The sequence below is a fragment of the Parabacteroides chongii genome (assembly GCF_029581355.1).
Lineage (GTDB): Bacteria > Bacteroidota > Bacteroidia > Bacteroidales > Tannerellaceae > Parabacteroides > Parabacteroides chongii.
Genome location: NZ_CP120849.1, coordinates 5,591,166 through 5,609,933, shown reverse-complemented (window position 1 = coordinate 5,609,933; position 18,768 = coordinate 5,591,166). Strand labels below are relative to the sequence as shown.

Below are 18,768 nucleotides of genomic sequence, written 5' to 3'. Positions count from 1 at the left end.
ATTTGCCAATATATCAATATGTCAATGTGCCAATGAAAGCTTTAACTTCTCATTGACACCCCCTGTCTTTTTATTGGCATATTGGCAAATTATCTCATTGACATATTATTTAGAAATCCACTATCAGCCGAGCGTTGAGTTGTCGACCAGTCAGATAGTTAGGTACTGCGTACTGCTGGTTGTCGATGTTGGTGATCCAGTAGTAGGAGCTGACATTTTTTATATCAAATAAGTTAAAGACATCGAGTCCGATCCAGATGTTTTTCAGGTGGCGGAAAAAGCCGCGGTCCATGATCGCATCGGTGCCTCCGGCCAACTGGTAAGAGAAGCCTAAGTCGACACGTTTATAGGCGGGGGTACGGAATGTTCCTTTGACATCTTCGTATTTTGTACGCGGTGCTATAAAAGGAAGTCCGCCGGAGATAACGCCTTTCAGATTCAGTTTTACACGTTTGTATCCCGGGAAATAATCCTGGAAGAACAAGGAAACGTTATATCCCTGGCTGTTTGGCATGGGTACGGTTACTTTGTCGCGAATGGTTTGCTGGGCTTTCATCAACGAGAAACTGATCCAGGAGTCGGTTCCGGGAACAAACTCGCCGAAGAATTTGACATCGATACCCATAGCATGCCCTTTGGCACAGTTTTCACCGTAATAACGGATCTTTACATTGTCGACGGTATAGGGGATCAAGTCATCCAGTTTCTTGTAATACAGGTCGGTGCTGACTTTGAAGTTACGGTTGCCAGCCTTAAAGGTATAATCGCCCCCCAGAATGAAATGGATGGAACGTTGCGATTTGATATCTTTATTCAGCGCGATGACATCATTGCCTGCCGCATCCTGTACCGTGGTACGCAATTCTTTATAGAACGGTGATTGATAATATATACCCGTTGCTGCACGGAATGTCAGCCGCTGGTCGAAATTAGGAATGAATCCTAGAGAGACACGCGGACTGAAGATAAACTCTTTGTTATAGCTCCAATAGCTTCCGCGAACGCCTCCGATAAGCGTGAACATACCCTGTTTGGTACGGAATTTGAAAACATCCTGAATGTATCCCGATACGCGTGTGCTGGATAAATCGTTATCCGAATATAGGTTGGAGATTACATTGACACCGTTTCCTGTCTGGGGCAGTGAGTAACCTGCCGAGTCACGTTTTTCCCACTCGCTGATGCGGTCGTTTATCTTTTCCATCTGTACGGTCGCTCCCCATTGAAGTGTATGGTTTTTGATTTTGCTGCTACCGAAATGACCTACGTTCATGATCGTAGAGCTTAGTCGGTTGCGGGCATGTTCGTGATAACGGGCTACCTCAAGAGCTTCTTGTCCGCTATTGTTTTCTGTTGTTGCGTCACCCAGCCAGTATTCACCGGTGATGTCGTACGTTTCTATTTCTTTGCTGGAGAATGCCGAAGCCTGAATACCCAGCTCGGTTTTCTCGTTCGGATTATGTTTCAGGGTCAGCGCTCCGAATAAAGTCTGGAACTTATCCCGTTCGCGGCTGTTAGGGAAATATACTTCAAAGCGCTGGGCGTTTTCTACCGTACCGAAGTTGGTTTCACGTTTATTTGGTGTGAATTTGAACGTGTTGGATGCCAGGTTTCCCAGGAAGTTCACTTCCCATTTCGGAGCCAGCTGATAGGTCATGTACGATTGCAGGTCGACGAAGTCCGGTTGGTATTCTGCGTCCGTATCCATTGTTTTCAGCAGGGAGCGTCCGGTCTTGTAACGAATACCTGTTACCTGGGTAAACTTGCCGATCGAACTGCCGATATAGGCATTGGCTCCCAGCAGACTGGCGGATGCCGAACCTTCGAACAATTTCGGTTTTTTATAAGTGATATCGAGAACGGAACTCATCTTATCGCCATACCGTGCTTCGAATCCTCCGGCAGCGAAGTTGACGGCTTCTGTCAGGTCCGGATTGATAAAGCTCAAACCTTCCTGCTGCCCGGAACGGATCAGCAACGGGCGGAACACTTCCAGGCCGTTTACGTAGACTATATTTTCATCGTAGCTACCGCCGCGAACCGAATATTGGGAGCTCAGCTCGTTACTGGAAGAGACCCCGGCAAAGGTGACTACCAGGCTTTCTATACTACCTCCGGCAGGGTCGGGGAGCAGCTTGACACGGTCTGCATTGAGCGATTCTAGCGTCGATGTTTGCTTGCGGATAGCGGTAGCGACGACTTCGCCCAGGTCGATACTGGTGTAGTTCATCTGCACATTCAGCCTCATGTCCTGTTGTAGGCTGGGCAGAATGCGTTCCGCTTTGTTGTAACCCAGGCAGGAGAATATGACCGAAACGGAATCACCCGGAGAAGTTGTGATCGAATAATATCCCTTTTCGTTTGTCATTGCCCCGTTCAGGGTATTTTTTATCTGGACAAGTACCAGTTCGAGCGGACTACCGTCGGCATCCCGTACATATCCCGTTATTTTGACATGCTTTTGTCCAAAAGCGCTGATTGAAACCAATATAAATAGCAGTGCAGCTATCGCACGAATCTTCATAATATATAATGTTATAGCTTTACTAACGCGAAAAATGAATGAAGCGTATATTCAGCGTGTAAAAAATCTTTATCTTTGTCCTGTTCGGAAATATCTTCCCTGTAGGATGAAGATGATTAATTAACAGTACAAAAGTAAGATAAAAATGGAGAGTTTTGCATCACTGATCAAGAATAGAAGAAGCACGCGTAAGTTTACCGACCAGTTGCTTTCACCTGAACAAGTCGAAATGATTTTAAAAGCAGCCTTGATGGCTCCCGCTTCCAAGCGTAAGAATCCATGGCAGTTTATCGTGGTGGAGGATAAGGAAATGCTAAAGAAGCTGGCGGGGTGCAAGGCGGCAGGTTCTTCATTCCTTGAAGGGTGTGCACTGGCCGTTGTGGTACTGGCGAATGTGATGGAAAGCGATGTTTGGGTAGAGGATGCCTCTATTGCTTCCATTTATATGCAGCTTCAGGCAGAAGATTTGGGATTGGGAAGTTGCTGGTGCCAGATACGTAACCGTCAGACGGAGGACGATACGGATGCCAATACGTATGTGCGTAATCTGCTTGATATCCCTTATCAGCTGGAGGTTCTTTCAATAATCGGTTTCGGTTATAAGGACCAGGAGCGTAAGCCGTTTGACGAAGCTCATCTGCAGTGGGAAAAGATTCACCTGGACAGTTTTAAAATGCCGGAAGAAAATAAGGAAGCATGAAAATAGTTTTTGTTGGAGCCGGAAATCTGGCGACACGTTTGTCACTTGCCATGCAGCGGGTCGGTATGCAGATAGGACAGGTGTACAGCCATACGGAAGAGAGCGCCCGTCAGTTGGCTGCACAACTGGGTTGTCCGTGGACCAACGATCTGTCAGCATTGCAGGCTGATGCGGACCTGTATGTTTTTTCATTGAAAGATACGGCTTTGCAGGAGGTGATTTCCAAGGTTAAACCGAATAACGGAATGTGGATTCATACTGCCGGAAGTATGCCTATGAGTGTTTTTGAAGGATATGCCAGACGGTTCGGGGTGCTTTATCCTTTGCAGACGTTCAGTAAGGGGCGGAATGTGAATTTTGAGGTGATCCCGTTTTTCATCGAAGCCAATACGGAAAAAGATGCGGATTATCTGAAGAATATAGCGAGTGCCCTTTCAGAGAATGTCCGTTTCATGTCTTCTGAAAAGCGTAGGAGTCTGCATCTGGCAGCTGTGTTCGCTTGTAATTTTACCAATCATATTTATACGTTATCTTATAAATTGCTGGAAAACGAATCCATCCCGGCAGAAGTCCTGTTGCCGCTTATCGACGAGACGGCAGCAAAGATACATTCCATGTCGCCGGTAGCTGCTCAAACCGGTCCGGCGATCCGGTATGATGAAAATGTAATTAACAAACATCTGGCTATGCTGGACGATCCGGATATGAAAGCGATCTATCAGCTTCTTAGCCAAAGCATACATAAGGAGGCCCAAAATGAGTAGTATCAATTATGACCTGACGAAGATAAAAGCATTTGTGTTTGATGTAGACGGTGTGTTGTCGTGTGATGTGATTCCTCTCCATCCGGACGGTGATCCGATGCGTACCGTCAATATTAAAGACGGTTATGCCCTGCAGCTGGCTGTAAAGAAAGGCTATCAGGTGGGAATCATCACCGGTGGGTATACAGAGGCTGTTCAGATCCGTTTTTCCCGCCTGGGTATTGAACATATCTATATGCGTAGTGCCGTGAAGATACATGACTTCCATGATTTTCTGCAAAAGACCGGGTTAAAGCCTGAAGAGGTCATGTATGCCGGAGACGATATTCCGGATTATGATGTAATGAAGCTGGTTGGATTGCCTGTCGCTCCTGCAGATGCAGCGCCGGAAATCAAACAGATAGCCAAATATATCTCCTTACGTAACGGGGGTGAAGGTGTTGCCCGCGATGTGATAGAACAAACAATGAAAGCACAAGGCCATTGGATGAGCTCGGAAGCCTTCGGATGGTAAATAACAATGAGGCATATGTTGACTAACCTACTAAAATACCGTATTGTGCTGGGATCAAACTCACCCCGCCGAAAAGAATTATTGTCCGGGCTGGATCTCAACTTTGAGGTCGAAGTCATTCCCGGTATCGATGAGTCGTATCCCGAAACATTGACGGCTGAAGAGATCCCTTTGCATATTGCCCGTAAGAAAGCGGAAGCATATATGGGGAAAATGACTGATAACGAACTGCTGATCACGGCTGATACGATCGTTGCCACTTACGATCGTATTTTGGGTAAACCAGCCAATCGTGAAGAGGCGATCGAAATGTTACGTTATTTGTCTGACCATGTGCATGAAGTTGTGACAGGCGTTTGTTTGACTACCAGGGAAAAGAGTGTTTCTTTTTCTGTTGCTTCGGCTGTCTGCTTTGCGAAGCTGGAAGATGATGATATTATCTATTATGTAGATAAATATCGTCCGTTCGACAAGGCTGGCAGTTATGGTATACAGGAATGGATCGGATACGTCGGAGTGGAAGCCATCAACGGTTCGTTTTATAACGTAATGGGCTTACCCGTACAACGTTTGTACCAGGAATTAAAAAAGTTCTAAGTTGTCATAACTCTTCTATTCCGATAACACTTCCTGTATAATTATAGAATACACGGTCGTTGAATTGCTGATGGAAGAGAGCATATTTATCGACACCCGTACAATGGCAAGTACCCATTCGTTCGGGCGGATTCGCAGCCAAATAGTGAGCGATCACATTGAATTTTTCAGTTTCCGCATTATGAATATGAAAACCTCCCAGAATCAGATCGGGAGATAAAGCCGGAAATCTGTTTTGTATGGTTCGGATCATATTGGTGATTCCCCGATGGGAACAGGCACTGATGACGGAAAAAGAATTATTTGTTATCAGGGCGATCGCCAGTTCATCTTCAAAGATATCGGGAATTTTACTTTCGGCTTTTCGTGTATAGAAACGGTCGAAGTGCGTGTCTTCCGGATCGACGATTTCTATATGTGGAAAAATAAAAAGACCGGGAACCAGCTCTGTTGTATTATTTATGTATAAGAAGCGGGAACGTTCAGGCAGTTCTGTTTCCCTGATTCCGTTTTCCCTGTTTTCTTTAAATTTCGGATATAATATTTCTTTCTTACAGGCTATTTTTGCTGTTTCATTCAGTGTCATGAAATGTTGCAAACCTCCGGTATGGTCGCTGTGCCCGTGCGAAAGGATGAGGTAGTCTACTTGTTTCAAATCAATATTCAGTACATTTGCATTATGGATGAACAAATCCGATGCTCCTGTATCGAAAAGTATTTTGTGTTCAGGAGTTTCTATATATAACGACAAGCCATGTTCTGCACGGAGTTGGCGTCCGTACACGCAATTTTCTACCAGAGTGGTTATTTTGTATTTCATACGAGTGTATTTTGGATGTGTTGAATAGAATTTAGTGATAAAGATAAATAAATATTTCGGGAAGAATAAAAAAATACCAGTAATCCTTGCATAATATATTCGGAAACAGTAATTTTGCGGTCTGAAATTCTGCAGAGGGTAAACAAGTGATACTTAATATGTATCCACCCCCGGGACATAACCTGTTTAAATATAAAAAGACAGATGTACGTAATCGTAGAAATTAACGGACAGCAGTTCAAAGCTGAAGAAGGAAAGAAATTATTCGTTCATCACATTCAGAACGCAGAAAGCGGAGCTGTTGTTGAGTTTGACAAAGTATTGTTGGTTGACAACAATGGTGAAGTTAAAGTAGGTGTTCCTACCGTAGAAGGCGCAAAGGTAGTATGTGAAGTACTGTCTCCGCTGGTAAAAGGTGATAAAGTGCTGATCTTCCACAAGAAGAGAAGAAAAGGTTATCGTAAACTGAACGGTCACCGTCAGCAGTTCACTGAAGTGAGTATTAAAGAAATTGTTGCTTAACGTTTAAAGGAGAAAAGAAGAAATGGCACATAAGAAAGGTGTGGGTAGTTCTAAGAACGGCCGTGAATCACAAAGTAAAAGATTAGGTGTTAAGCTTTTTGGTGGTGAAGTTGCTAAAGCTGGTAACATTTTAGTTCGCCAGAGAGGTACAGTTCATCATCCGGGTGAAAACGTTGGTATCGGTAAAGATCATACGTTGTACGCTTTGAAAGATGGTGTTGTTACTTTCCGTAGAAGTAAAGAAAACAGATCTTTCGTTTCTATTCAGGAAATCGTAGCAGAAGCATAATTCGCTTTACTCGAAAGAATAAGAAAAGCGGAATGTCCGAAAGGATGTTCCGCTTTTTGTGTTTCATCGGGAGGAGGCTAATGTTTGTTTGGGGAGCTGAATAAAACGGTGAAAGCACTTCCTGCACCTTCCTGGCTTTGCACATGCAGCTTTCCGTTATGAAGTTTGACGATTTCCCGCGAAATACTCAGTCCGATGCCGTTACCGTTCTTTTTAGAACTGAAGAATGGGATAAATATCTTGTCACGTATCGTATCGGATATACCGCATCCATTGTCTGCAACGGTGATGTAAGGATGTCCTTCGTTATCACAGCCGGAAAAAAGATGGATTTCCGGATTCTCCTTTTCTTTTACGGCATAAGTCGCATTGGTGACAAAATTAATTATCACCTGTTCGATCAGATCCCTGTCCATATAGGCTGTCACGTCCGGATTATCTGTTTTAAGAGTGAATCCGATCCCTTTCTGCTGCAAAGACGGGTTCATCAGGGAATGAATAGCGTTTAACAGCTCGTAGAGGTTGTAGAATTTCATGTCAGGCACTATCTTCTGGCTTAGACTACGATATGTCTCGGCAAAACGTAGCAATCCGTCACTCCGCCGGTGAATGGTGTCCAACGCAAATTCCATATCTTCCACATCCGGTTCCGACAGTGGGGAAGAAGTTTCTTTCAGTGCATGTATCTTCCTTCTGAGCGTATCCGAAAGAGAGGAGACGGGTACGATAGAATTCATTATCTCATGGGTCATCACATTAAGCAATCCTTTCCATGCGCCCGATTCGACCTCTTCCATTGTGGCGCTTACGTTGTGGAAAGCTATCAGCTTATAGGTTTTTCCTCCTGTTTGAAAGACGGAAGCATTGGTCATTGTTTTGATGGTTTGTTTCCGGGCATGGATAGTCAGCAGGGTACTTTCGTTTACCGGAATATCGAGCAATTCATTGAACAAGCCTTCGTTCTGTTTTTTTAGCCAGTTGATATTCTTGATATGAGGAATGTTGAGCATCGTTGTAAAAGCGTCGTTCATCCATAATGTTTCATAGGTTTCTATATCGTAGGCGAGAATGCCGGTGTCGACCAGTTCCAACATTTCTTTCAGATAATGTTGCTGGGCTTCTTTTTCACGTGCCAGGTTCAGGAATGCATCCGTGATGGTTTGGAAGCGCGGATATTTTTTGGAAAAGTCTTTGTAAAGAATCGACTCGGCAAACTCGTCGATTTCCCGGTTTGTTTTTCTCCGTACATATATTATATATATAAGGAGCAGGACGATTAAGGTGGATAACAGGATGGTCATAGTCCGTATTTTTCTAACCGGCGGTATAAAGCTCCCCGGGTCAGTCCCAGTTCTTTGGCCGCCTGTGATATGTTTCCGTTATGTTTTTGGATCACCTGCTCGATAGCGGCTCTTTCCAGATCTTCCAGGTTGTGGGTAGGTATCGGCTGATTGTTCCCTTCCGGCTGTTCCATAGGAGAGAAGGTGATATCCTCGGCTTTCAGAACATTGCTGTCTGACATGATAACACCTCTTTCAATGGTATATTGCAGTTCGCGTACGTTTCCCGGGTAATGATACAGCATCAGTTTCTTTTTGGCTGAGTCGGATAAACGGAACTTTTGCTTGAAATACTTTTTCTCATACATCTCCAGGAAATGTTCTGCCAACAAGATAATATCTTCACCCCGCTCACGGAGAGGGGGCACCGTTATTTCCACCGTATTGATCCGGTAGATCAGGTCTTTACGAAAACGTGTCTCATTAGCCAGTTCCCGTAATGGTAGATTGGTGGCGGATAACAGACGGATATCCACCGCTGTCGGTGCATTGGCTCCCAGACGTGTTACCTCCCGGTTTTGTAATACGGTCAGCAGTTTGGCCTGTTGTTGTAAAGTGATATTACCTATTTCATCCAGAAAGAGTGTACCCTTGTCGGCTGCCTCGATCAATCCGGTTCGGTCTTCGCGTGCATCTGTAAAGGCTCCTTTTTTATGTCCGAAAAGCTCACTTTCGAAAAGAGTTTCTGTCAGGGAACCTACATCCACTTTTATATACGGGTAGTTCCGGCGCAGGGATAACTGATAGATATAACGGGCTACCAGATCCTTTCCCGTCCCGTTTTCTCCCAGTATTAGTATATTGGCATCGGTAGGTGCGATCTTTTGTAATTTATGAAACAATTGCTGCATACTTTCCGAAGCTCCTACAATCTTTACATCTGTTTTCTTTTCATTTATTTTTTCTTTGACATCGGAAGATGTCTGCTTGTGAAGCGTTTCCCTCAGGATATTTATCAGGTTTTCATTATGCCAGGGTTTGACGATAAAGTCGGCTGCCCCTTCTTTCAGGCTTTTGATAGCCAGATCGATATCAGCATAGGCGGTGATCATGATGACGGATTGGGCAGGCTTCCATTTCTTTATTTCCTTCAGCCAGAAAATACCTTCATTGCCCGTGTTGATGGAACTTCTGAAATTCATATCTAACATGACAATGTCGATATCGTTGGTCATGATCAGCTTATGGATATTTTCAGGATTCGTTTCGGTCAATATCGTTTTTACTTCCATCTTCAGCAAGAAACGTACTGCGGTCAGAACGTCTTTATCATCATCAACAATCAGTATATTTGCCTGGTGTAAGTTCATAATAACTCTTTTTAGTAGATTGCAAATATATCAAGAATGAGGTGAATCCCAAAGTTGTTTCTGTTTTTTGTCCACAGACATACAGAAGGTGTCCGGTAATGGACACTTTGGAAATTTGTGTGTTAGACTAATGCTTTAATAGATAGGATGTTAATGTTTTGGTACGCTGCTTGTTTTCGAATATAGGTAATATGCTGAATAACTTATAATACTATGATTAGAATAAATGATTTGAGAAAAGTATACCGGACGGATGAAGTAGAGACAATTGCGCTGGACAGTATGTCGCTCCATGTAAAGGAACATGAATTTGTTGCTATCATGGGGCCTTCGGGATGTGGTAAATCCACTTTATTGAATATCCTGGGATTGCTCGACGATCCGACTTCGGGTTCTTATCTTCTTAATGGTGTCGAAGTGACCGGCCTGAATGAAAATAAACGATGCGATTTGCGACGGGGGAATATAGGGTTTGTTTTCCAGAGTTTCAACCTGATCGAAGAACTTACCGTATTTGAGAATATTGAATTACCCCTGGAGAATTGCGGAATGAAGGCTTCTTTGCGGAAAATGAAAGTGGAGAAGGCTTTAAAAAGCGTTCTGCTTAATCACCGCCGTAACTATTTCCCGTCACAACTTTCCGGTGGACAACAGCAACGGGTGGCAATTGCCCGCGCCATAGTCAATGACCCGAAACTGATCCTGGCGGATGAACCGACCGGCAATCTGGATAGTCAGAATGGTCTGGAAATCATGGATCTATTGACTTCTCTCAACGATGCGGGTACTACCGTCGTTATGGTGACGCACAGCGAACATGATGCCCGTTACAGTCATCGTGTCGTTCACATGCTGGATGGAAAACCGGTTACGGAAAACTTCCTGAAAGAATTGGCTTACACTACAAACTAAAAAAGTAATACGAATGAATATAAGAAGATCTATCCGGATTATTTTCCGGAGCAAAACATATAGTTTTTTGAATATCATCGGGCTGGCAATCGGGATTACTTCGGCAGCGCTTATCTTTCTTTGGGTCGAGAGTAAGGTGAATTTTAATAAGGCTATTCCCAACTACCGGAATATGTATATCGGAGCTTATACCTATTATCCAACTACGGGAGATTGCGTCACTGTTTTTGAAACAAATAATTCGCTGGCGAAAACACTGGATGACGAGTTTCCGGAAGTGGAAAACAGTACGAGATACAATGACAAGACACTTATTTTTGTACCGGAAAATACAACGGATTCTTTTGAAGAAAAAGGAGCTTATGCCGATTCTACTCTCTTTAATATGATCGGTATGAAGTTTATTTATGGTGATGCATCCTATGTTTTTGAATCGCAATATTCGATCATTCTCAGTCGTTCGATGGCGCGGAAGATTTATGGAAAAGAAAACCCGATAGGGAAAGGCTTGATTAATGAAGGTACTATCTATCAGGTGACGGGCGTATTTGAAGATATGCCCGGTAATACTTCCTTCCAGTTTGAATGGGTAATACCTTTTCGTGTTCAGGCACAGGCGATGAAAAAAATATTGAATATAGACGAATGGGGTGTTTCCTGGTTAAAAACTTATGTAGAATTGAAACCGGGTGTGGATATAGACCTGTTGAATAAGAAAATGAATGTATTGGCTTCCCAAAAGGCCGGTCCTACTTATAAATCTATCCAAATGTTTTTCTATCCTCTCGATAAAATATTATTGTATGGTCAGTTTAAAAATGGGGTGGAAACCGGAGGCGGTTATATCAAGACTGTTTCTCTTTTCTTTCTGATCGGTGTACTGATCCTTTTGATTGCCTGCATTAATTTCATGAACCTTTCGACGGCGCGTTCTCAAAAGCGTGCATTGGAGGTTGGGGTACGGAAAACGTTCGGAACTAAACGTAAATACCTGATCCGGCAATTTCTGGCAGAGTCAGGCTTGATAACAGCAATAGCTCTTATCATTTCGATTGGGTTGATCTGGCTGACCCTTCCTTTATTCAATGGACTTATAGAGACTCAACTATCTTTTAGTCTTCTCAATCCAACGATTGTGATAGGCCTGGTGGCGATCGGTTTGTTCTGTACCTTCCTGGCCGGTAGCTATCCTGCCTTGTATTTATCTTCTTTCAATCCGCTGACTACACTGAAAATGCAGAAAGTGAGTAAAGGGGGGAGTGCGGCTTGGATACGTCAGGGGTTGGTTATTTTTCAGTTTACGATGGCATTTATTCTGATCTGTACCACTTTTGTGATCTTTCTGCAGATACGATTGGCACAAAACCGTGATATCGGGATGGAAAAAGAGAATATGATTAGCTTTCCTGCCACAAAAGAATTATGTAATTCTTATTCCGCTGTGCAGAATGAATTGAAGAATACCGGTTTGGTACAGAGTTGCGGATTTGCAGACAGTCCGCTTCTACAGGTAAGTTATACTACGAATCCCTGGGTTTGGAATGGGAAAGATCCGGATGAAGAAGTTTCAGTCTGTTTCACTTTTGTATCGGATGGATTGATCGATGCTGCCGGAATAAAACTGGTCGATGGGGTTGATATCGATCCCTCTAAGAAAGATAGTAAAGGCGGTACAGGAGTTTTGATCAATGAAGCTTTGGCTAAATTAATGGGACCGGAAGGGCGTGTAGGAGGGAAGATCGGCCAGTCGGAAGGTAACAAAAATGAGATTGTGGGTATCATGAAAGATTTTGTATTTGGAAATCTTTATGCATTGGAACCGGAGCCTGCTTTGTTTTTCTATAATCCTAAAAGAGCTAATTATTTATTTGTCCGCCTGAAACCGGATGTCGATGCAGTAGAAGCAATAATACGGATACAGACTGTATTACGTTCCTTTACACCGTATCATGCGTTTGAGCCGACCTTTATGACCGAACGCTTTGATCGTATGTTTAGTGATGAACGCCTGATAGAGAAATTGTCGGCATTGTTTGCGGCTTTGGCTATTTTTATATCTTGTCTGGGACTGTTGGGATTGAGTGCTTTCTCTGCCGAGCAGCGAACCAAAGAGATCGGCGTACGTAAGGTATTAGGTGCTACTATAATCGATATTCTGTTCTTGTTAGGTAAAGCCTATACGGTACTTTTACTTATATCCTTTGCGGTAGGTATTCCGATCTCTTTATATGCAGCCAATCATTACCTGAAGGATTATGACTATCGGATTATGCTCGGTTGGGATATTTTTGCCGGAGTAGCCTTGTTTATCACGCTGATCGCCCTTCTGACGGTTAGTTTCCAGTCGCTGAAAGCGGCGGTTGCTAATCCGGTGAAGTCGATAAAAACGGAGTAAAATAACAGGAAGGTCAATAAACCTAATAGAAAAACAAATAAATACATAAGAACGAATCTTAAGAGGGATAAGGAAAAATATTGGAATTATATGAAAAGTCTGTTATCTTTGTATTATGTCCATGAAACCTATTCTTAAATAATAAGAGATGGTTTGTATATTATATGAGACTGTTAGATATTAGAGAACAAATATGACTCGTAGAAATTTCATTATATCCCATCTTTGGATACTGTTGTTTATTTTGACACTGACATCTTGCGGCAGTAAAAAACGTGTTGCGCTTCCTGCTGACTTCAAAGGGCCGAAAGAATTGTCGCGTTTATACGGTGTTCGTATCACTCCCGATGATAATATCTTTCTTTATAATGAAGGGGCGAAATGGCTCGGTACGCCTCACCGGATGGGAGGAAGCACAAAGCGGGGAGTGGATTGCTCCGGGTTTGTGGCAATTGTTTTCCGTGAGGTTTATAGAAAACAATTGGCTCGTTCGTCGGCCGATATGCTGAAATATAATTGTAAGAAGGTGAGCCGCTCTAAGTTACAAGAGGGCGATCTGGTGTTTTTCAGGACAGGTAGCGGGAAGAAAAAAGTGCCGAACCATGTCGGTATCTATCTGAAAAACGGAAAGTTCATACATACCAGTACCTCGAAGGGAGTGATGGTCAGTAGCCTGAGTGAGCCTTATTATACGCGGACCTGGATAACAGGCGGACGGGTGAAGTAAAATATTTTTGTAAACATCTGAATGGAAGTTGCTTTTTTATGTATTAGGTTTACACTATCTTTGCACTTCAAAATAATAAACATAGATCAAGTATGTTGACGCTTAAAATGATTACGGAAGAAACAGACCGCGTAATTCGTGGTCTGGAGAAGAAACACTTTAAGGATGCTAAAGAAGCTATCGCTAAAGTGATCGAGCTAAACGATAAAAGACGTAGTACACAGAATCAATTAGATAATAACCTGGCAGAGGTAAACTCGCTGTCGAAAGCTATCGGTGGCCTGATGAAAGAGGGCAAAAAGGAAGAAGCTGAGGCTACTAAAAAGCGTGTTGCCGAAATCAAGGAAGTCAGCAAGGGTATCCAGGCTGAAATGGATCAGGCGTCGGAAGAAATGCAGAACTTGCTTTACACCATTCCGAATGTTCCTTATGATGAAGTACCCGAAGGTGTTGCAGCCGAAGATAATGTGGTAGAGAAAATGGGCGGTATGGAAACGGAATTGCCGAAAGATGCACTGCCTCACTGGGAATTGACAAAGAAATATGACTTGATAGACTTTGACCTGGGTGTGAAGATCACAGGTGCCGGTTTTCCGGTTTACAAAGGACAGGGAGCACAATTGCAGCGTGCCCTGATAAACTTCTTCCTGGATGAAGCCCGCAAGTCCGGTTATATGGAAATTATGCCGCCGACAGTGGTAAATGCCGCTTCCGGTTTTGGTACAGGTCAGCTTCCTGACAAGGAAGGACAGATGTATCATTGCGAAGTGGATGATCTTTATCTGATACCGACAGCCGAAGTTCCGGTAACAAATATCTATCGCGATGTTATTTTGGATGATAAGCAGTTGCCGATTAAGAACTGTGCCTATACACAGTGTTTCCGTCGTGAAGCAGGTTCTTACGGAAAGGATGTACGCGGTCTGAACCGTCTGCACGAGTTTTCCAAGGTAGAACTGGTTCGCATCGACAAGCCGGAACATTCAAAACAGTCACACCAGGAGATGTTAGATCACGTGGAAGGCCTGCTTCAGAAGCTGGAACTTCCGTATCGTATTCTTCGTCTGTGCGGTGGGGACATGAGCTTTACGGCGGCTCTTTGCTTTGACTTCGAAGTTTATTCAGAAGCTCAGAAGCGTTGGTTGGAAGTAAGTTCTGTATCCAACTTCGACACTTACCAGGCAAACCGTTTGAAATGTCGTTATCGCGATGAAAATAAAAAGACTCAGCTGTGTCACACTTTGAACGGTAGTGCTTTGGCCTTACCGCGTATTGTGGCTGCTTTGCTTGAAAACAACCAGACTCCTGAAGGTATCCGCATTCCGAAAGCGTTAATACCTTACACAGGATTTGATATGATCAAATAATATTCGTAGATTAGCTGCGGAGGAAATAACAGGAAACGGGACGGAGAGTAATAGGTTTACTTCCGTCCCGTTTTGCTTTAAATCTAAGAAATAGACAATGAAGAAGATCAAACAAGTTATTTTACTGGGTATGGCTGTATGGATGATGTGCAGCTGCCAGGGTAAGAAGTTGGAACTGTCTGCAGAAGCAGTTGCTGTTCCGTTAGGTGGTAATACGTATGTGACTGCCGGAAAAGAGGGTGCGAAGGTTTCTACCGCAGGCATCAAGTCGTGGACAGGCTCTGATGCTGTTCTTTCGTCGTGGTTTAAGGTTAGCCAGGCCGGAGAATTGAAATTGTTCCTGAAGGCTACTGCTACGGATGGTCCGTCGGTTGTGAAAGTTACTTTCGGTGGGAAAAGTTTTACAGTAAAGATCACAGAAGCGGAAGAAACGATTGTTCCGGTGGGTAGCGTATTGCTTGCGGAACCGGGTTATGTTCGTGTGGATTTACAAGGGGAGGAGAAGGAAGGTGCTCAGTTTGCCGGTATTTCCGAACTGTTGATAGACGGGCCGGCTGCTCAGGAACCTCTTTATTTTATCCGGGACTTTGAACCTTATTGGGGTATGCGCGGGCCTTCGGTACACATGAAATACACATTGCCGGAAGAGCCGGTTGAATATTTCTACAACGAAATAACCGTTCCCGAAGGGGAAGATAAGATCGGCAGTTATTTCATGACTAATGGCTTTGGTGAAGGATATTGTGGTATCCAGGCGAATAGCGATACGGAACGACGTATTTTGTTTTCTGTCTGGAGCCCGTTCGAAACGGATGATCCGAAAGCTATCCCGGAAGATCATCGTATCAAGTTACTGGCTCAGGGGAAAGATGTACATATCGGAGAGTTCGGCAATGAAGGCTCGGGTGGTCAAAGTTATTTGATTTATCCCTGGAAAGCCGGGCAAACTTATCGTGTGATTACACGTGTCCATCCGGACGGAAAAGGGAATACCGCTTATTATGCCTGGTTTTTTGCTCCCGAGGAGAATCAGTGGCGATTGATAGCAGGTTTCCTTCGCCCGCAAACAAATGCCTGGTATACCGGGGCGCATTCTTTCCTTGAAAACTTTATTCCGGGGCAAGGCTATCTGGAACGTAGCGTACGTTTCGGCAATCAGTGGGCTCGTACGGCTAAAGGTGAATGGAAGGAACTTACGGAAGGGATGTTTACTTATGATGCAACCGCCCGGGCCGGTGTTCGTCAGGACTATGCCGGTGGTGTGGCTGATAATATGTTCTTCCTTCGTAACGGCGGTTTCTTTAATGATAATACGGATTTTAAATCAGTTTTTACGCGCCAGCCGAATGGAGTGGCTCCTGAAGTCGACGTAACGACGTTGCCTTTAAAGTAAAAGCATACGACCTCTTTAAAAAAAGGATGCACCCTCTTTTCGAAAAGGGTGCATTCTTTTTTTTGTAGTTAACCGCGTTTAGATGAATAGGTTAACATTGGCATCTTCTGCGCGTTCCAGGTAAGTGGCAACACCGCCCAGTGTAACATTATCCATCAGTTCTTCTTCCTTGACGCCCATCACATCCATACTCATGGTGCAGGCAATCATTTCGACACCGTTTTCGGCGGCCTGTGCGATCAGGCTTTCCAGGCTGTCGATATGTTTTTTCTTCATGATCAGACGCATCATCCAACTTCCGGCACCTCCCATGTTCATCTTCGATAGCTTCAGTTTACCGCTGTGGGCAGGAAGCATCCAGCCGAACATTTTTCCGAAGATATCTTTCGATACGGCCGGTTTCTGTCTTTTCTTGATTACGTTTAATCCCCAGAAGGTAAAGAACATGGTCACTTTCTTACCGGTAGAGGCCGCTCCGTTGGCGATGACGAAGGAGGCCAGCGCTTTATCCAGGTCGTCGCTGAATACGATCAGTGTTTTATTGTCGGCCCCGTTTACCATTTTGCAGGAACTTTTGGGTTCTGCTTTTTCGATTGTGGCGTGAATGATACCTGATTTATTCTCGACACTCACCAATTGTGCCCCTGTCATGTTACACCAGGCTCCTACGTCTTTGCCGAAACCCTGGTCGGTAGCTGTGATCAGCAAACGATCGCCTGTATTTATTTCGGCATAATGCTTTTTCAATTGCATGACCGGGCCGGGGCATTGCAGGCCGCAGGCATCGATCTGTACGGTCTTCTGTGAAGCAGGGCGAGCGGAGGTTACAGCAGACGGTTCTTCCGGTTTTGTTGTTTGTTGATTACTTTCGGTCTGTTTTAAAACAGGTTTAGCGGTTGCGATGCTCCATGTTTTATAACCACCCGACAGGTTCTTTACATCTTTATAGCCATGCTGAACCAGAATGCGATAAGCCAGGTATCCGCGCAGACCAACGGCACAGGTCACCACGATCGGTTTATCTTTAGGCAATTCCGACAGGCGGTTGCGGAGTTCGTCGACCGGAATATTGATTGCACCCGGAATAGATCCCAAAGAATATTCGTCGGCCGTGCGTACGTCTACCAGGATGGTGTCGCTATTCAGTTGGCTTATTTTACGCCAATTTATAACCTCTACCTTTTTAGTAAGAATGTTTTCTGCCACATATCCGGCCATATTTACCGGATCTTTTGCCGATGAATAGGGGGGAGCATAGGCTTGCTCAAGTTCGGTCAGGTCGTAGATTGTCCCTTTGCGTTGTATAACCTGTTCAAGCATTTCGATCCGTTTGTCCACTCCGTCGAATCCGACAACCTGTGCGCCTAGTAGCTGTCCGTTATCCGGTGAGAATAATATTTTGATAGACATCGGGACTGCTCCCGGATAATAACCGGCATGTGATGCCGAATGTGTATACGACGACTGATAGGGGATACCTTCGCGTTTTAACAACTTGGCATTGGCTCCGGCAGCAGCAACTGTCAGGTCGAATACCTTTGCAATAGAGGTTCCGATAGTTCCCTTGTAAGTTTCTCGGTTACCGAACACGATATTGTCGGCAACGATGCGTCCCTGTTTGTTGGCCGGCCCGGCAAGTGGGATCAGGGCTGGTTTTCCTGTTACCGGATTGAGTACTTCAACGGCGTCTCCCAAGGCGTAGATGTCCGGATCGGAAGTTTGCATGTAGTCGTTTATGGCAATGCCTCCTAATGATCCCAGGGATAATCCGGCTTCTTTTGCCAACCTGGTTTCAGGACGAACTCCGATACTGAGTAATACCAGGTCGGTTGTAATCTGTTTTCCGCTACGCAGATGAACGATGATCCCTTCAGGTATTTCTTCGAAACGAGATACACCATCTTCCAGGCGGAGGTCCACCTGTTTTTCTATTAATTGCTGATGTACAATGGCAGCCATGGAATAATCCAACGGAGCCATGACTTGGTTTGCCATCTCAACGACCGCTACCCGGATGCCTAGATGATGCAGGTTTTCTGCCATTTCCAATCCGATAAATCCGCCGCCCACTACTACTGCATGGCGCGGATTATTCCGGCTGACGTACTTTTTGATTGTGTCTGTATCGGGTACATTACGTAATGTGAATATCTTATCGCTATTGATCCCTTCGATGCCGGGACGAAGCGGTTCCGCTCCGGGAGAAAGAATTAATTTGTCATAATTTTCAATGTATGTCCGAGCTGTATTGAGTTCTCTTATTTCAACAGTCTTTTCTTTCGGATGGATGGCTGTGACTTCCTGCTCGGTACGAATATCTATATTAAAACGGGCGGTAAATCCCTGCGCTGTCTGTACGAACAGTTTGTTGCGCTCAGTAATAGTTCCGCCAATGTAATAAGGTAGTCCGCAATTGGCATAAGAGACATATTTGCCTCGTTCGAACAGGATTATTTCTGCATTTTCATCGATTCTGCGTAAACGGGCTGCTACGGTAGCTCCACCGGCAACTCCTCCAACTATTAAGTATTTCATGTTGTAGATATATTATTTTTATTATACATATTTGTCAATGGAAAACATATTGATAAAAA

The 18,768-nt window shown here is 44.2% G+C and carries 16 protein-coding genes; 11 read left to right on the top strand and 5 right to left on the bottom strand.

Annotation, left to right across the window (positions count from 1 at the left end; all coding sequences use genetic code 11):
• Nucleotides 1–109 precede the first annotated feature (109 nt).
• The gene (locus tag P3L47_RS21575) at nucleotides 110–2,524 is read right to left on the bottom strand and encodes a TonB-dependent receptor (RefSeq protein WP_277782085.1); all 2,415 of its coding nucleotides are present in this window, start codon (nucleotides 2,522–2,524) and stop codon (nucleotides 110–112) included.
• 145 nt (nucleotides 2,525–2,669) lie between these two features.
• Here P3L47_RS21575 and P3L47_RS21570 point away from each other — a divergent pair, with 145 nt between their 5' ends.
• Genes P3L47_RS21570 through P3L47_RS21555 form a run of 4 tightly spaced genes read left to right on the top strand, consistent with a single transcriptional unit; the run spans nucleotide 2,670 to nucleotide 5,099 of the window.
• Nucleotides 2,670–3,224: a nitroreductase family protein gene (locus tag P3L47_RS21570; protein ID WP_122363504.1), complete on the top strand. Its 555-nt coding sequence runs from the start codon at nucleotides 2,670–2,672 to the stop codon at nucleotides 3,222–3,224.
• Nucleotides 3,221–3,988 carry a Rossmann-like and DUF2520 domain-containing protein gene (locus P3L47_RS21565; RefSeq protein ID WP_277782084.1) on the top strand — a complete coding sequence of 256 codons (768 nt, stop codon included), beginning with the start codon at nucleotides 3,221–3,223 and terminating at the stop codon, nucleotides 3,986–3,988. The genes P3L47_RS21570 and P3L47_RS21565 overlap by 4 nt, the downstream gene beginning before the upstream one ends.
• Nucleotides 3,981–4,502 carry a KdsC family phosphatase gene (locus P3L47_RS21560; protein WP_122363502.1) on the top strand — a complete coding sequence of 174 codons (522 nt, stop codon included), beginning with the start codon at nucleotides 3,981–3,983 and terminating at the stop codon, nucleotides 4,500–4,502. Before P3L47_RS21565 ends, P3L47_RS21560 begins: the two co-directional genes overlap by 8 nt.
• A 15-nt stretch (nucleotides 4,503–4,517) precedes the next feature.
• Complete coding sequence (locus P3L47_RS21555) at nucleotides 4,518–5,099, top strand: Maf-like protein (protein WP_277782083.1); 582 nt, start codon at nucleotides 4,518–4,520, stop codon at nucleotides 5,097–5,099.
• A gap of 4 nt (nucleotides 5,100–5,103) precedes the next feature.
• Here P3L47_RS21555 and P3L47_RS21550 read toward each other — a convergent pair whose 3' ends face one another.
• Nucleotides 5,104–5,919 (bottom strand): MBL fold metallo-hydrolase, encoded by an 816-nt coding sequence (locus tag P3L47_RS21550; protein WP_277782082.1) that lies wholly within the window; start codon nucleotides 5,917–5,919, stop codon nucleotides 5,104–5,106.
• 204 nt (nucleotides 5,920–6,123) lie between these two features.
• Here P3L47_RS21550 and rplU point away from each other — a divergent pair, with 204 nt between their 5' ends.
• Together rplU and rpmA are read left to right on the top strand one after the other, a co-directional pair.
• A complete protein-coding gene (gene rplU / locus P3L47_RS21545) occupies nucleotides 6,124–6,441 on the top strand; it encodes a 50S ribosomal protein L21 (RefSeq protein ID WP_007657805.1) in 318 nt (105 codons plus the stop codon).
• 22 nt (nucleotides 6,442–6,463) lie between these two features.
• Nucleotides 6,464–6,730, top strand: coding sequence for a 50S ribosomal protein L27 (rpmA, locus tag P3L47_RS21540; protein WP_075558364.1), 267 nt, complete (start codon nucleotides 6,464–6,466; stop codon nucleotides 6,728–6,730).
• Between the two features lie 77 nt (nucleotides 6,731–6,807).
• Here the strand turns inward: rpmA and P3L47_RS21535 are convergent, their stop codons facing one another.
• Nucleotides 6,808–8,031, bottom strand: a complete 1,224-nt coding sequence (locus P3L47_RS21535; RefSeq protein ID WP_277782081.1) for a sensor histidine kinase — start codon at nucleotides 8,029–8,031, stop codon at nucleotides 6,808–6,810.
• Complete coding sequence (locus P3L47_RS21530; protein ID WP_277782080.1) at nucleotides 8,028–9,380, bottom strand: sigma-54-dependent transcriptional regulator; 1,353 nt, start codon at nucleotides 9,378–9,380, stop codon at nucleotides 8,028–8,030. Before P3L47_RS21530 ends, P3L47_RS21535 begins: the two co-directional genes overlap by 4 nt.
• Nucleotides 9,381–9,593: 213 nt before the next feature.
• On the opposite strand from P3L47_RS21530, the gene P3L47_RS21525 reads away from it, so the two are divergent.
• The 5 genes from P3L47_RS21525 to P3L47_RS21505 all read left to right on the top strand — a co-directional run bounded on the left by P3L47_RS21525 (nucleotide 9,594) and on the right by P3L47_RS21505 (nucleotide 16,174).
• Nucleotides 9,594–10,292 (top strand): ABC transporter ATP-binding protein, encoded by a 699-nt coding sequence (locus P3L47_RS21525; protein WP_277782079.1) that lies wholly within the window; start codon nucleotides 9,594–9,596, stop codon nucleotides 10,290–10,292.
• A gap of 13 nt (nucleotides 10,293–10,305) precedes the next feature.
• On the top strand, nucleotides 10,306–12,687 hold the full coding sequence (locus P3L47_RS21520; protein WP_277782078.1) for an ABC transporter permease: 2,382 nt from the start codon (nucleotides 10,306–10,308) through the stop codon (nucleotides 12,685–12,687).
• Nucleotides 12,688–12,880: 193 nt separating this feature from the next.
• Nucleotides 12,881–13,414: a C40 family peptidase gene (locus tag P3L47_RS21515; RefSeq protein WP_277782077.1), complete on the top strand. Its 534-nt coding sequence runs from the start codon at nucleotides 12,881–12,883 to the stop codon at nucleotides 13,412–13,414.
• Nucleotides 13,415–13,506: 92 nt separating this feature from the next.
• Nucleotides 13,507–14,781: a serine--tRNA ligase gene (serS, locus tag P3L47_RS21510; RefSeq protein ID WP_277782076.1), complete on the top strand. Its 1,275-nt coding sequence runs from the start codon at nucleotides 13,507–13,509 to the stop codon at nucleotides 14,779–14,781.
• Nucleotides 14,782–14,878: 97 nt separating this feature from the next.
• Nucleotides 14,879–16,174 (top strand): DUF3472 domain-containing protein, encoded by a 1,296-nt coding sequence (locus tag P3L47_RS21505; protein ID WP_277782075.1) that lies wholly within the window; start codon nucleotides 14,879–14,881, stop codon nucleotides 16,172–16,174.
• A 78-nt stretch (nucleotides 16,175–16,252) separates the two neighbouring features.
• Here the strand turns inward: P3L47_RS21505 and P3L47_RS21500 are convergent, their stop codons facing one another.
• Nucleotides 16,253–18,709 carry a CoA-disulfide reductase gene (locus P3L47_RS21500; protein ID WP_277782074.1) on the bottom strand — a complete coding sequence of 819 codons (2,457 nt, stop codon included), beginning with the start codon at nucleotides 18,707–18,709 and terminating at the stop codon, nucleotides 16,253–16,255.
• Between the last annotated feature and the right edge of the window lie 59 nt (nucleotides 18,710–18,768).

Bases quoted from the DNA above. Each gene is read 5' to 3' on its own strand.
- P3L47_RS21575 (WP_277782085.1), bottom strand. From the start codon at position 2,524: ATGAAGATTCGTGCGATAGCTGCACTGCTATTTATATTGGTTTCAATC.
- P3L47_RS21570 (WP_122363504.1), top strand. From the start codon at position 2,670: ATGGAGAGTTTTGCATCACTGATCAAGAATAGAAGAAGCACGCGTAAG.
- P3L47_RS21565 (WP_277782084.1), top strand. From the start codon at position 3,221: ATGAAAATAGTTTTTGTTGGAGCCGGAAATCTGGCGACACGTTTGTCA.
- P3L47_RS21560 (WP_122363502.1), top strand. From the start codon at position 3,981: ATGAGTAGTATCAATTATGACCTGACGAAGATAAAAGCATTTGTGTTT.
- P3L47_RS21555 (WP_277782083.1), top strand. From the start codon at position 4,518: ATGTTGACTAACCTACTAAAATACCGTATTGTGCTGGGATCAAACTCA.
- P3L47_RS21550 (WP_277782082.1), bottom strand. From the start codon at position 5,919: ATGAAATACAAAATAACCACTCTGGTAGAAAATTGCGTGTACGGACGC.
- rplU (WP_007657805.1), top strand. From the start codon at position 6,124: ATGTACGTAATCGTAGAAATTAACGGACAGCAGTTCAAAGCTGAAGAA.
- rpmA (WP_075558364.1), top strand. From the start codon at position 6,464: ATGGCACATAAGAAAGGTGTGGGTAGTTCTAAGAACGGCCGTGAATCA.
- P3L47_RS21535 (WP_277782081.1), bottom strand. From the start codon at position 8,031: ATGACCATCCTGTTATCCACCTTAATCGTCCTGCTCCTTATATATATA.
- P3L47_RS21530 (WP_277782080.1), bottom strand. From the start codon at position 9,380: ATGAACTTACACCAGGCAAATATACTGATTGTTGATGATGATAAAGAC.
- P3L47_RS21525 (WP_277782079.1), top strand. From the start codon at position 9,594: ATGATTAGAATAAATGATTTGAGAAAAGTATACCGGACGGATGAAGTA.
- P3L47_RS21520 (WP_277782078.1), top strand. From the start codon at position 10,306: ATGAATATAAGAAGATCTATCCGGATTATTTTCCGGAGCAAAACATAT.
- P3L47_RS21515 (WP_277782077.1), top strand. From the start codon at position 12,881: ATGACTCGTAGAAATTTCATTATATCCCATCTTTGGATACTGTTGTTT.
- serS (WP_277782076.1), top strand. From the start codon at position 13,507: ATGTTGACGCTTAAAATGATTACGGAAGAAACAGACCGCGTAATTCGT.
- P3L47_RS21505 (WP_277782075.1), top strand. From the start codon at position 14,879: ATGAAGAAGATCAAACAAGTTATTTTACTGGGTATGGCTGTATGGATG.
- P3L47_RS21500 (WP_277782074.1), bottom strand. From the start codon at position 18,709: ATGAAATACTTAATAGTTGGAGGAGTTGCCGGTGGAGCTACCGTAGCA.